At 48.0% G+C, this 12,865-nt stretch carries 10 protein-coding genes; 5 read left to right on the top strand and 5 right to left on the bottom strand.

Features of this window, described 5'->3' with window-relative positions:
• Positions 1–28: 28 nt before the first annotated feature.
• On the bottom strand, positions 29–730 hold the full coding sequence (gene queC, locus PSE6802_RS0118225) for a 7-cyano-7-deazaguanine synthase QueC (protein WP_019501481.1): 702 nt from the start codon (positions 728–730) through the stop codon (positions 29–31).
• A gap of 369 nt (positions 731–1,099) precedes the next feature.
• On the opposite strand from queC, the gene PSE6802_RS0118220 reads away from it, so the two are divergent.
• The 4 genes from PSE6802_RS0118220 (at position 1,100) to PSE6802_RS29530 (ending at position 6,918) form a co-directional block, all read left to right on the top strand.
• Positions 1,100–2,401 (top strand): NF041680 family putative transposase, encoded by a 1,302-nt coding sequence (locus PSE6802_RS0118220; RefSeq protein WP_019498766.1) that lies wholly within the window; start codon positions 1,100–1,102, stop codon positions 2,399–2,401.
• Positions 2,402–2,657: 256 nt separating this feature from the next.
• On the top strand, positions 2,658–3,446 hold the full coding sequence (locus PSE6802_RS0118215; protein ID WP_019501480.1) for a hypothetical protein: 789 nt from the start codon (positions 2,658–2,660) through the stop codon (positions 3,444–3,446).
• Between the two features lie 212 nt (positions 3,447–3,658).
• Positions 3,659–4,765 (top strand): SDR family NAD(P)-dependent oxidoreductase, encoded by a 1,107-nt coding sequence (locus tag PSE6802_RS0118210; RefSeq protein ID WP_019501479.1) that lies wholly within the window; start codon positions 3,659–3,661, stop codon positions 4,763–4,765.
• Between the two features lie 239 nt (positions 4,766–5,004).
• Positions 5,005–6,918: an alginate export family protein gene (locus PSE6802_RS29530; RefSeq protein ID WP_019501478.1), complete on the top strand. Its 1,914-nt coding sequence runs from the start codon at positions 5,005–5,007 to the stop codon at positions 6,916–6,918.
• 22 nt (positions 6,919–6,940) lie between these two features.
• Here PSE6802_RS29530 and PSE6802_RS0118200 read toward each other — a convergent pair whose 3' ends face one another.
• Entirely contained in the window at positions 6,941–8,602 is a 1,662-nt protein-coding gene (locus PSE6802_RS0118200) for a mechanosensitive ion channel family protein (RefSeq protein ID WP_019501477.1), read from the bottom strand.
• A 231-nt stretch (positions 8,603–8,833) separates the two neighbouring features.
• Here PSE6802_RS0118200 and PSE6802_RS0118195 point away from each other — a divergent pair, with 231 nt between their 5' ends.
• Positions 8,834–9,289, top strand: coding sequence for a hypothetical protein (locus tag PSE6802_RS0118195; RefSeq protein WP_019501476.1), 456 nt, complete (start codon positions 8,834–8,836; stop codon positions 9,287–9,289).
• On the opposite strand, the gene PSE6802_RS0118190 is transcribed toward PSE6802_RS0118195, so the two are convergent.
• From PSE6802_RS0118190 to PSE6802_RS0118180, 3 genes are all read right to left on the bottom strand, one after another.
• Complete coding sequence (locus PSE6802_RS0118190; protein WP_019501475.1) at positions 9,286–11,124, bottom strand: mechanosensitive ion channel family protein; 1,839 nt, start codon at positions 11,122–11,124, stop codon at positions 9,286–9,288. The two genes, PSE6802_RS0118195 and PSE6802_RS0118190, sit on opposite strands and share 4 nt — an antisense overlap.
• A 133-nt stretch (positions 11,125–11,257) precedes the next feature.
• A complete protein-coding gene (locus tag PSE6802_RS0118185) occupies positions 11,258–12,004 on the bottom strand; it encodes a DUF6515 family protein (RefSeq protein WP_019501474.1) in 747 nt (248 codons plus the stop codon).
• 28 nt (positions 12,005–12,032) lie between these two features.
• The gene (locus PSE6802_RS0118180) at positions 12,033–12,809 is read right to left on the bottom strand and encodes a DUF2092 domain-containing protein (RefSeq protein ID WP_036946523.1); all 777 of its coding nucleotides are present in this window, start codon (positions 12,807–12,809) and stop codon (positions 12,033–12,035) included.
• Between the last annotated feature and the right edge of the window lie 56 nt (positions 12,810–12,865).

Below are 12,865 nucleotides of genomic sequence, written 5' to 3'. Positions count from 1 at the left end.
ATAGCAATTAGCGCTCAGCAGTCAGCGGTCAGCTTTTTGTACGGAATTTCCAGATGGGGTCTGTTACTCCGGCGACCGTGAAGCCGCGATCGCGAATCAAGCAGGCATGACATTTACCGCAACCGCCTTTGACTCCGGCATAGCAGGTATGGGTTAACTCGAAGATTGCCTCAAAGCGATCGCCCAGGACTTTCATAGCCAAATTTACGCTTTCGGCTTTAGTCAATTGCATCAAAGGTGTATGAATTGTGAAAGCACGGGGGTCGCCCCATACCCCTTCGCCGATCGCTACTGCCATCGCATCGACAAATACCTGGCGGCAGTCGTAGTAGCCTGCAAAGTCAGCTTCGCACACGCCCATAAAAATGTCTTGAATCCCTAACACGGCGGCGCGGTTGGCTGCTATGGTCAAAAACAAGATATTACGCCCTGGAATAAATGTTGGCTCCACACCACCGGGTAATTCCTCCGTGGAGTTGTACTGTCCGAGAGGAGTGTTAGATACCAGTGGAGAAGTACCTTTGAGGATTGGCCCCAACTGGATAATTTCATGGCTGGCAAGCTGAAGTGCTAGAGCGATCGCTTTAGCGCTCTCCAGTTCGATCGCGTGGCGTTGGCCGTAGTCGAAGGTAATGGCATGGACGCGATCGTACTGCTGGCAGGCAATTGCCGCGCAGGCAGTGGAATCCTGCCCTCCACTGAGAATGCATAAAGCTTGTGATTCTGACACGATTGATTTCCCAGGCTAATTTTGCTCTCGCCACCAGGCTCTCAGCGACTGCACCGCTTCAACTTTATCCTCCCTCGACTGCTCTAGGAAAGCATAAAGTCGTTTCCCGTTGTTAGTCCGTAGCCTAGTATAACCCTAGCAATTGTCCAGTTGCCAGAATAGGCGATCGCAGTTTGAAGTCGCTGTGGTAGTTTGATAAGGGGTACATTCCCTACTGTTCCGTGGCAGAATCTCAAAATCTTGTGTTGTGGGCTGCTTCCCCACTAGAAACTGGAGTTTAGACTAAAAAGTGGTAAAAAGCAGCCAGCCATTGCAGACTGACCGCTTGATGATGGAAGCTGAAAAGACTATAAAATCAACAGCTTCATCATGATTAGTTTGGATAAACTTGAGCAATTTCGCAAGTACACGTACGAAATTATAGGGAACGGGAGAGATGCGCTGTTCGACTTGATGGATGCGGTACTGACGAGTCGGAGTGTTTCATCGTTTGTGGAACTTTCGTTAAGCCCATTATTTCGGAGGGAGTGGTCGAGTATCTATGAAGCACTGCAAGATAGTCATCCTCCACGTGAAGACTTGATGAAGCAATACATACAGCAAATGCCGGCAGCAGAGGTGACGATATTGGCGGGCGACCATACAGCCTGGTCGCGTCCCTATGCGGTGACATTACAAGAACGCACCTACGAACATCAACCTCAACCGGGAGTAGGAAGCAAACCTGTTACGGTGGGGCAAGGATACAGCACAATTGCCTGGATTCCAGAGTCAGAAGGGAGTTTTGCCTTACCGTTGCGGCATGAGCGGATCACCAGTTTCGAGAACCCGATTCAGAAAGCCGCTAGTCAGTTACGCTTGGTTTGTGCGGAAATTCCTGGGACTGTGCTTTTCCTGGGGGATGGCGAGTATGGGTGCGCACCATTTTTGCAGCAAACAGCAGACATCCCGTGTATCAAGCTGCTCAGGCTACGCCCCAACCGGGTTCTGTATCATGCCCCAAAGGATTACGAGGGGCATGGGCGACCCCATAAGCATGGAGAGAAATTTAGCCTCAAAGACTCTGACACTTGGTCTATTCCCCAAGCAGACATCACAATTGCAGAGCCTAAACTGGGACGATTGCAAATTCGTCGATGGCCAAACCTGCACTTAAAGCAAGCCGCAGACCATCCCTTTACACTCATTCTGGTCGAACGTCTTGATATGCCTGAATCGAAACCCCTGTGGTTGATTTGGGTCGCTAAAGACGAGCCAATCTTGAGTGAGGTATGGCAAAAATATCTGCGCAGATTTGCCATTGAGCATTGGTATCGCTTGGTGCGTCAACGTCTCCATTGGACAATCCCTCAGCTTTCTACCCCTGCTCAGATGGAGACTTGGTCGGACTTGATGCCTTTACTTACTTGGCAATTGTGGCTCGCTCGTGAACTTGTCCAAGACTCTCCTCTGCCTTGGCAGAAACCGATGACTAAATTGTCTCCTGGTCGAGTTGCAAATGCTTTTGCTTTAGTTTTGGTCAGGATTGGCTCTCCTTCCCCTGACCCTAAACCTCGCGGTAAGTCTCCAGGTTGGCCTCTTGGGAAAAAACGAACCCAACGGATTCGTTATCCTACTGTCAAAAAACGCTATGCCAAGCCCCTCAAAAAAGCTTCCGCTGCAACTGCTTAGCTCAACTTCTTCCCTTTTATCCTCTCTCTCGCTAGTTTCTATCTAGCGAGATGCTTCTTGTTGCCTTTTAGTCTAAACTCCAGTAGAAAGTCCATTTCGATACCCCATTCGCTTGCGGCAGGGACGTTCGTTCTGTACTACTTGTATCGACCTAATGTTAAGCAGGCGTTTAGTCGAACTTGCATCAATCCAAGCCAAGGTAGTGACTGTAAGCTAACAACAAAAATGATTTGACACGATTTGAGGAGATAACGTGATGTTTATGTTAAAACAGGGTTTTTCTGTTGGTATAGCAGCGATCGCCCTTCTATCTACACAAGCCCCTATCTTGGCTCGTGGTATTTCCACCCTGACTCCCAGTCATCCAAGCTTGCGATTGGCTCAACAGACCATCCCCACTCAAAGGGTTCAGTTTAACCCTGGAACCACTAGTGCCACCATCCAAGCCTCAATTAAGGGCTACCAGACTGTTGATTACATCCTCAACGTCAGACAAGGACAAACCATGAATGTCAGCATGGCCACAAAGCACGGTGCCACTTACTTTAACATTCTAGAACCCGGTCAAAGAGATGTGGCAATCTTTAACGGCTCGGTCAACGGTAACCAATTTGAGGGAGTGGTCAAAAAAAGCGGTGATTATCGAATTCGGATTTATATGATGCGGAGTGCCGCCCGTCGCAACGAAGTGGCGAACTATCGCTTGGAGACGATCGTGTCAGGGAATGATGGTGGAGATGCATTGGTCCCGGGAACAAATTACAACGCTACTGGCAATGTTTCCTGCTCAATGGGTGGGGGACAGCCGACCGCATCTTGCCGTTTTGGTGTCGTCCGTAAAGGCAATGGAAATGGCACTGTCACGGTAACAAAGCCAGATGGTCGCACTCGCAGCATCTTTTTCGAGAATGGAAAAGCCACTGGGTACGATCGAAGCCAAGCCGATCGCGGTAGCTTCAGCGCCAGCAAGCAGAGCGATCTCAATATCATCCGCATCGGTCAGGAGCGCTATGAGATTCCAGATGCAGTTATATTTGGTGGTTGATTCCCTCCTCAATTACAATCGCTAAACTGATTAGCGATGTATAAAAAAATGGCTGACGCGGATTGGTGAGATCTCTTGATATTGCTGCAAATTCTGCTAGCTTGAGTATGCATTTGCCCTGCGAGTAGAAGCTCTTTTTTGACAGTCAGATGGAGTAGTGATAATCTTAAAATATGTACATGCTAGCTTCCTGATGTTTATGGCTGATATTTATGGAACCTGATTTCTCTGGCCTCAATCTGGAAAGTCCGGGTGTTAAAGAAGTTCTTCATTACTTTCTAAATCGTCGTCAATTTCTGGCATTAGGGACGGGGTCGTTTTTGGCAGCGATCGCGCTCTCTCCGCCACACGCCCAGGCTCAGAACGAATCTTCCTCGTCCCTTATTGCTAATGCTGTTCCATCACAACTTGGAGAAAACCCAATGGTTGATATTACCCCTACCGATCCCAACTACTTCATCCCAAATCGCTTTCGGGGCAAAACATTGCTAATCACAGGAGCGGCTACTGGCATTGGAGCCGCAACCGCGATTCGGGCCGCAAGGGAAGGAGCCAATATTGTTGGTTTAGATCGGAAGGAAAAGGAACTCAACCAAACGATTAGCCAGATTAAGGGTGAAGGACATCAGGCGATCGCGATCTTGGGCAATGTGGTGAACACAGAGGTCTGCGATCGCTCAGTGGAGGAGGCCGTGCGGATCTATGGCAGTTTAGACCTCGCACTCAATGCCGCTGGGGTTCTAGACGGTGCCGATCCGGGGCAACCGCTCAATTTTAAGGGACAGCGGCACTTGTTGCCTAAATCTATCCACGAGGCGACAGATGAATACTGGGAAAATGTCCTGGCAACCAACACCACGGGTGTATTCAAATCGATGCGGGCCGAACTGCGCCAGATGGTGAAACAGGGCAAAGGTGGGGCGATCGTCAACATTGGCTCTATTGCCGGGTTAACGGGGTTGGGTGGCAATCCTGCCTATGTTGCCAGCAAACATGGGGTGACTGGGTTAACCCGACAGGCGGCGGTCGATTATGCGCCCAGGGGCATTCGCGTGAATTCGGTAAACATGGCAGCAACAGCAACACCCATGACGGATCGAGCATCCGAGTTTGTCAGAGAGGCACAAAAAGAAGCAGTGGGTAGTCCCAGTCCTACCGCCATGTTGAAAACATTGAGCCTGTTGTCGGCATCCGATTCGCAGAAGCGAATGTCGACCGTTTGGGAACAGGGAGCGATTATCCTGTTTCTGTTGTCTGCGGATGCATCTAACTTGACGGGCTGCGTTTACGCCACAGATGGCGGTTGGACCGCTTATTAAAGTTCGCTTCAAGAGCATCCATTAAGACTCGATCCGTGTTGAGTCCTAGTGGATGCGGATCGTGTGTTTAGGGATCTGCAATTAAATGACCTACCACGATCGGGAATGCGGCTCTGTAAGGGCGAACGGCCGTTCGCCCTTACACTTGGTATCCTATTAACCTGCAATTCCCTTACTTGGCTCAGTTTTTAGCACTCAGCATTCTTAAACAATTCCCTGCGACATTTCCTTGAGGATTCATGAAGCCTTTTTGTTCTACCTTTTTATCGTTGCTTTGCCTGACATTTACTCCTGCGATGCTATGTCATCGCGCATATGCCGACGAAATGGTATCTGACGAAATCACTATCGTCTCAGACATTCTAACTGAACCGCTGACTACTGAACCGCTGACTCAAGAACGTTCCTCAGAATCTGTCCCTGCTGAGGCGATCGATGAACTTCCCGCCACAACCCAAACCTTAACCGAAATTCCGGCTACCGCCGTACCAACGGGGGGCTTTTTGCTGAATCCTGGCCTGCTCAATGGGGAGCGTATTTCAGAAGTTCGGATTTATCTCGAAAACCCCACCCCCGATCCCGATCGCAATCAGAAACTTCAAGAGCAGATTGCACAAGCATTTGCAGTACGGTCAGGAGATAACTACAATCGGCTTTTTCTGAATGCAGGCCTGCAGCGGGTCGAGCAGCTTGCATTTGTGAAAGCCGCGCAGAATGCTTTCTATGAGGTGCAAATTCCCGGTGAGGTAGTGGTCGTTCTCTCAGTGAGATTGAAGGCTGAGGCAGTCACTAAGCCCCGTGAAACAGGTATTCTCGTCACAGGTGATTTGCGAGAATTTCCGAATCTTTATACAAACGATCGCGCCACAGCCGTTGCCATTCTGCGAGGTGGATTGTCCAACTTTAGCAGCAGCAACACCTGGTTCGGCAACGCCGCTCTCTTCACCCAGGGCAATCCCCTTGCTCGCGATCCAGCTCGCGCAGGCACCTATAGCTGGTTGGACAGCTACTTAGAATTCGGCGTTGCGGGCATTACTCAGATCGATACCCTCCCCCTTTATGTCTACGGTAGTGCCACCAATATAGTTTCTACAACGCTTCAGCCCGATTTGTTTGAATCGAACAATCGCATCTTCAGCGGCATTGAAGATCTTTATGGTGGCGTACTTTACGGCTATCGAACCGACAATTCCCGCTTTGGGATTAACCTGTCGGCGGGACGGCAGGATTACCGGATTAGTAACGGCATGTTATTTGCGAACGGAGCGGGGAATGGGGGCGATCGCGCCACGATTCTATCAAACCCACGCACTGCCTTTGAGAATACTGTAATTGGTCGCATTCGCTGGAACGATCTTCGCCTTGAAGGTTTCTATCTCGACCCCAACGAGTTGCCCTTAATTGATAGCCGAACTAAGTTTGTGGGAGCCAATTTAGAATATGACAATAATCGATCTGTGCAACTAGGATTGAGCTATATTCACGTCCCTGAATCTGATTCTTCCTATTTCACCTCGACGAGCGTCTTTCCCAAGAAAGGGCTAAATGTCATTTATCCCCGCGTTCGATTTAGCAATCTATTTGGCCTGGATGGACTCTGGCTTCAAGCTGAATACGCTCATCAGTGGAACGACAGCTTTGATATGGCTGCAAATGCCGCTTGGGGACAAATTGGCTACACCATCCAGGATCTTCCTTGGACTCCTACCCTGAGTTATCGCTATGCCTATTTCAGCGGTGACAATCCCAATACTTCGACCTTTGAGCGGTTCGATCCATTGCTTTCTGGAGGAAGTCCGGATACCTGGATTCAGGGTGCAAATCTAGTCAAACTTTACCAAAACTCCAATTTAATTACCCATCAAGTTGTGTTGCGATTGCGTCCATCTCAACAATTCGATCTATCTCTGCAATACATTCATCTGTCTGCGGCAGAGCTAAACAATTTGGGTGGTGCGCAAGCACTCTCTTTTCTCGAATCGTCCGAGATTGGACAAGAGCTTACACTAACAGGTCGATATAATCTATCTCGCAATTTTCTGTTGTATGCCAGTGGTTCCGTAGCGTTTCCCGGTGCGGCCATTCAGAAAGTGGTGGGCAATAATCCCGGCCCCTGGTATTTTCTGCAACTCTCATTACTCATGAATTTCTAGATCGTGAATTTCAGCCTATTTCTCAATCAGATCGGTTATCAATTTTAAAGCCAGGAGCTTGATATCCCTCCGGGAGATAAGTCTCAGGTATGGTGTTATGATTGCCATCTCGAAGTGCCGAGTAATGCGGCGAGCAGATTTCAATTCCCACTTCGTTGCACTTGTCTTGAATATTTTGATGGAGTTCGGAGTAGATGCTGGCCATCTTGGAAGGATGATTGGTATAGGCTTTTAGTTCGTAGCTGACGTAGAAATCATTAAGAGCAGTTTGCAGCACAAACGGAGACGGTTCGTCTAGAATATGCGTTGTCGCCCGAGCCGCTGCAATCAGAGTCTCATGGATTTTGCGCCACGGGGCATCGTAGCCAAGCGTGACTGTGGTATGGAGAATGAGCGGTGCATGGTCATCTCGAATTAAGGCGCTGTAGTTGACAATATTGCTGGTTAATAATGTGGAGTTTGGCAACGTCACTAAGACATTATTCACCGTGCGGATGCGCGTTACCAGCAGGAGTTTTGCTTCAACATCCCCTACGATATCGCCAATTTTGACGCGATCGCCGATCTGAAATGCTCTCGTGTAGATTGTAATAATACCAGCGACGATGTTAGCAACAGCAGTAGACGAACCGATTGAGATCAAAACGCCTAAAAATATTGATATCCCCTGAAAGGAGGCAGAGTTGGAGCCTGGGATGTAGGGAAAAATAACGGCAAAAGCCATGGCAATAATTAAATAGGTCAGCAGCTTGTAGGTTGGTGCTGCCCACTCGGGATAAAATCCCGGCACAGTCAGTTGCTGCTTGCCGATCGCCGTGAAAATAAACTTTAAGAAACGGAGAACGTGGTAAGTTATGAAGGCGACAAGGACGATGGTTAATAGGCTGGGAAGATATGCCAAGAAAGCATTCCAGGCAGCTTGCAATCTACTGTCGACATAGCTAAATAGTGTTGCGCCCACGTGCTTCGTCGCAGGGAACAAGCTAAAGACAAAGGAGAAATAAACATACAGCAGTGTCAACAGGGCAATCGAGCGGATTAGCCCCACTAGCCAGATGCATAAATCAGTGATGCGATCGGCGGACAGCAGCTCGAAATTTTGAAATTGAATGCTGGGAATGCGATTATGGCGCTCGGAATTAAGCCAGGCATTGATGCGAAACGTAACTCTTTTCCACCTCCAAATAACGATCGCGCCGATCAGGGCAATTGTTGTTCCTACAGCATAGATTGCCGCCAGCCATAAAGAGCGCGTACTTCGGTCTTCTCGGTATTGACGTACGGCTTCTCTGATAATCTGCGAGTACTCATTAGCTAACTCCTGTCGCGATTTACCTACTACCTTGGCATCTTCATCGGACACGTAAATCAGAATCTTGTCACCTGCACCAACCAGGATGGAGTCTTCGATATTCTTCGTCCACAGGGAATCGATCGAGATCGAGCGATCGTCGGCAAATGTGGTAATGCGCTCCTTCATTGTCTGCGCTCGCTTTTCTGGAGATGACGACAGAGCTTTTTTCTCGATCGCGAACAGTGGTTTGTCGTCCAGAGTCACAACGGCTCCTGTAGGCGGTTGCGACGATGGACTGGTTTGGGGGAATGCCAGTGGGGCAGCAATCAGGCATAGAAATACTGCCAGAGCCAACGCCACGAATACTTCAATCGTTTTTGTCACCTTCATAATTCAGGTCGATAAGGTGGAAGTTATTTTCTCAATAATTAGAAATATTTGGATATCCTAACCTGTTTTCAGAAGGGCATGACGGTTTAGCTTCCTAAATTTTAATGTCTTGTCGCAGAGTGGTGGTGTCACTTCATTTCTCAATAATATTTGTGGCATAACTAATATATTGGTCCGATTAAGCTCTAGAATAGACGAAGAATTTACTATCAATATTTCTCAACATCTTTCATGATATTGACTAATCGGAATTTACTATTGTTAGGCTTTGCAGGTGTGGTTACAAGCACGACCACCCCAGCGATCGCTCAGAATTGCAGATCCCTAAGTGTGGTGGGAGGAACGGGCAAGGAAGTCACGAAAAGGGTTTCTCCACCTGGGACTCTTTTAACTAAGAATAACTGGAATACAGACTTTGCCGTGCCTAGCGGTGCTAGATTTAACCGCTTTAATATCACGCTCTCATCCCAGAATGACGCAACATACGCAGTAAAAGTTTTCTTGAAGTACAGCAATAACACCACAGATAATTTTGTGAATCAAAATGTACCGCTCAGGGTAGGGCAGTCAGTTAGTTTTAAAGCCACACCTCGCCTCGCTGAAGATCCTTTTCAAGTGAACGTGAATGTGGGTGGTACCAGCGCGATCGGCAATACCTATACACTCTCAGTAACGGGTTGCTATTAAGTTTTTGGAGGGTTATCTGGCGAGAGATCGGAGTTATGCGGGATAAAATCGCCGATCGCATCGCGGAATGAACCTGACAGCATCTGTTGGGGAATTCCGATGTGAATGCCGTGGCGATCGAAGGCGATTTTGAGGCGGCGGCGCAATTCTCGCGCCACAACAAACTGCTTGAGGGGAAGCGTCTTAATCCATATTTTGATTTCAATGCCGGAGTGCGAAATTCTCTCTATGCCAAAAACTTCGCCTACATCTAGAATGGTTGACTTCCATTCTGGATCGTTTGCTAACTGCGTTGCCTCTTGCATCACGATCGCTAGCGCCTTATCGACATCGGTATTGTAGGCAACCTCCACGACAAAATCACTCCGCGACCAGAGGCGGGTCAAGTTGTCAACCTGAGCGATCGAGCTATTGGGTAGCGTGATTAATCGCCCATCCGCCGAACGAATTTGGGTAATGCGGAGGTTGACATTTTCCACAACTCCAGATGCCGAACCAACAACAATATAGTCGCCAACGGCATACTGATCTTCCATCAGAATCAAGATGCCATTGACTAAATCTTTGATTACATTCTGTACTCCAAAAGAGATTGCTAAAGCCAGCAGCGTTCCGAATGCTAATAAGGATACTGGCGCGATATTGAGAAATTGCAAAACCCAAACAATCACAAAGCAATAGATGAAGACCGTTATCAAACCCTTCAAAGCACTAACGGTTGTTGCCAGACGCTGCGATCGCCGTTGGGAGTTTTCCAGTGTCAGGGTATTTTTTTCCCAGGTTTTGATGAATCGATCGATCGCCAAACCGATCGAACGGTTTATGAGACCAGTGATAAACCAGGCCGCCAAGATTAAGATGGGGGTTGACGCAAATCCAGTAGCAAAAGGGCGGGTGAGCGGGAACTGATATAAGGTGGCCGCAATCCCAGCCACCCAAACAAACGCGATTGCCCAGAATACCAACCATTGAAGTAGGTTAACAATCTGCAAGCGCCGTTGAATGCTGAATTGATGAATGAATTGTTGTCGCAAAATCTCAAGCAATTGAGGTTTATGTTCGCGAACGACTGGCTCGGAAAGCACCTCATCACTGGGAAATGGTGCGATCGCTTGACTTGCCTGATATTGCTTTAACGCTTTTTCGCGCCATGCTAATACCTTCCAGATCGCTAATAGCAAAATACTGGCAGCGACCGTGGCGATCGCGATCTTGATTGCATCGTTAATTTGCTGCTTTAACGCCTCTGGCTTGCGGAATTCCAGAGCCTGTCGTAATTCTTTCTCTAGTATTTTTTGCCAACGCCCTGCCAGGATTTCTTTAGTTGTACCATGGTACTGAGCATCCGTATCTGTAACCGTTAATAAGACTCTCGGCTCTACTAGACCCGCATCCTTAACGTACAATAGCGGCTGACGATTCAAAATTTCAATATATACCCGAATTGTCTCTGGATCGAGAGGGGTAGAGCGTTCCTCAGATGAATCTGAAGCGCGATCGGATCTCAGGATTTGCTCTAGGTTAGCTTCGATTTGACGCGCTCTCACCTCAACTGGAATCCGATCGCCTAATTCGCTACGATTGAAAACTGCGGGAGAGGCAATTTTGAAGATCGCCTTCCCACCCAATTTCACATCCGTCGCTTCCAGTAACCCCTGTCTCGTGACACCGTTTGGGAGTTGTGATGAGTTCGACTGCGGTAATGATGGAAGCTGGCTTATCGCAATTGGACTCCAAGCGATCGCGCTCCCAGCATCGATCCAAAAAACTATGATTAAACCTAGGAATACCTTGCTCAGAAAGCGTCTTACCTGCCGAGAAAAAACTTGCCCCATAGGTTATAGCCTCGAATGGCACTGACATTCGTTATAGCCTCAGTTCTAAGAATAAAAGTTATACTCTGGAAGCAAAGCGCTCAAAGACCTTTACTCTCGAAATTCACAAGGATGCTTTTGGGTATCTGACAGCTTAGAACCTGACAACTCTATAGACGAGGTTGTTACCCTGGTAGAAGGGCTGATAGATAACGCCGCTACAGTTGTAATATATTACTCCATCAGTGTTAGTTACCGTGCAACCATCAGGTATAGAAGGCACAACCGCACCAATCGGAGGCGCAATAACGACGTAAGAGTTGCCTCTAGGTTGCAAAAAGACCCCATCTGAGTAGATAAAGTTATTCCCGCCCACGACTACGGGGACGGCATAGGGTGGGCGATTATTAATCGCTGTTCCGATCGCTAGGCCAGTGGCAAATGTAGCCAATCCCCAACCTGGTGGGGTGCGGTAGCCGCCGCCATACCAACCACCCCCACGCCAACCAGTGTTGATATTGACATTGGGACGATTGACATTCACATTGGGGCGATTAACGTTGATGTTAGGGCGATTGACATTCACATTGGGGCGGTTGATATTGGTATTGGGGCGATTGACATTCACATTGGGGCGATTGATATTGTTGTTAGGGCGATTGACATTCACATTGGGGCGATTGATATTGTTGTTGGGGCGATTAATATTAGGACGATTCGCATTGGGGCGATTGATATTCCCTCTATCCCTTAGGTTGACGTTGCTGTTGACGCGCGGAGAAGCACCTGCTCTGTTAACGTTGCCGCCACGGCGTTGGGCAAATGCATCTAGAGGAAGCAGGCTGGCAGATAAAAGGACTAAAAGCAAAGTGAAAAAGGTGTAACGTGTAGAAAATTTCATCGTCTTATTAGTTTATTGCTGGGTGGTATTACTTAAGTTCGGAAGGAAGGAATTCGATTTTGCCAGTGCCTGCGGGTGGAGTAAAGCTAAATGTGTTGGCAGAGATCTGCGGTTTGAAATTCCAATTAGAAAAAATTGCCGTATACTGCGGCGCACCAGGCAGCTCTTTGTATGTAATCACAAGTTTTTGAGGTACGGGTTCGGCTTCGTCGCTAATCCAAACCTGGAAGTCCTTTTCCTCGCCAGTAAATAGGAAGTGATAGCTGGGAACTCTATTTACCATATCGAACCCAATGTATGTAGACTTCTTGATATTGGGAGCGATCTCACTGCAAGGATCGCTAACCACCAATTTAGAGAGAGGAATAGTAACGTCATACTTTTCTTCGATTTCAGCGATCGCCGCGTCGATGGTGGCAGGTGCGGGTCTGGTGGCATACAAATTCGCTTTCTTTGCTAGTAACGAGAAAGTTTTGCCATCGTAGTAGAAACTGCTGTGGCGTTCGTCACCAGTGTAGTCTGCCCTGAGCTGGTTAGGGCGTTTTACCGATAGTTGCTGAAAGGCACTGTACTGAACTTTCTCGCCGGAATCCAGTACGTTATCGTAAGTAATATCGACATCAACGGTAAAAGCCTGCTTTGTTCTTAATGTATCGCAAGCTTTTTTCAGGATCGCTTCTGCTTCCTCGTTAGGGAAGATAGGGGATTCCGGTGCGCTTTGGGCCAAAGTTCTCAGGGGAATCGCGATCGTTGCCATACAAGCAGTAAATAAAAGCAATAAAATGCGGGAGGTTTGAATTTTCATGAGGGTTTCTTTCATAGTAGAGGGAGGGATAAATAGTTAAAATCCAACATTATCAA

The sequence above is a fragment of the Pseudanabaena sp. PCC 6802 genome, from assembly GCF_000332175.1.
Classification (GTDB): domain Bacteria; phylum Cyanobacteriota; class Cyanobacteriia; order Pseudanabaenales; family Pseudanabaenaceae; genus PCC-6802.
This window is presented reverse-complemented; position numbering and strand designations above follow the sequence as displayed.

Bases quoted from the DNA above. Each gene is read 5' to 3' on its own strand.
- PSE6802_RS0118220 (WP_019498766.1), top strand. From the start codon at position 1,100: ATGATTAGTTTGGATAAACTTGAGCAATTTCGCAAGTACACGTACGAA.
- PSE6802_RS0118215 (WP_019501480.1), top strand. From the start codon at position 2,658: ATGTTTATGTTAAAACAGGGTTTTTCTGTTGGTATAGCAGCGATCGCC.
- PSE6802_RS0118210 (WP_019501479.1), top strand. From the start codon at position 3,659: ATGGAACCTGATTTCTCTGGCCTCAATCTGGAAAGTCCGGGTGTTAAA.
- PSE6802_RS29530 (WP_019501478.1), top strand. From the start codon at position 5,005: ATGAAGCCTTTTTGTTCTACCTTTTTATCGTTGCTTTGCCTGACATTT.
- PSE6802_RS0118200 (WP_019501477.1), bottom strand. From the start codon at position 8,602: ATGAAGGTGACAAAAACGATTGAAGTATTCGTGGCGTTGGCTCTGGCA.
- PSE6802_RS0118195 (WP_019501476.1), top strand. From the start codon at position 8,834: ATGATATTGACTAATCGGAATTTACTATTGTTAGGCTTTGCAGGTGTG.
- PSE6802_RS0118190 (WP_019501475.1), bottom strand. From the start codon at position 11,124: ATGGGGCAAGTTTTTTCTCGGCAGGTAAGACGCTTTCTGAGCAAGGTA.
- PSE6802_RS0118185 (WP_019501474.1), bottom strand. From the start codon at position 12,004: ATGAAATTTTCTACACGTTACACCTTTTTCACTTTGCTTTTAGTCCTT.
- PSE6802_RS0118180 (WP_036946523.1), bottom strand. From the start codon at position 12,809: ATGAAAATTCAAACCTCCCGCATTTTATTGCTTTTATTTACTGCTTGT.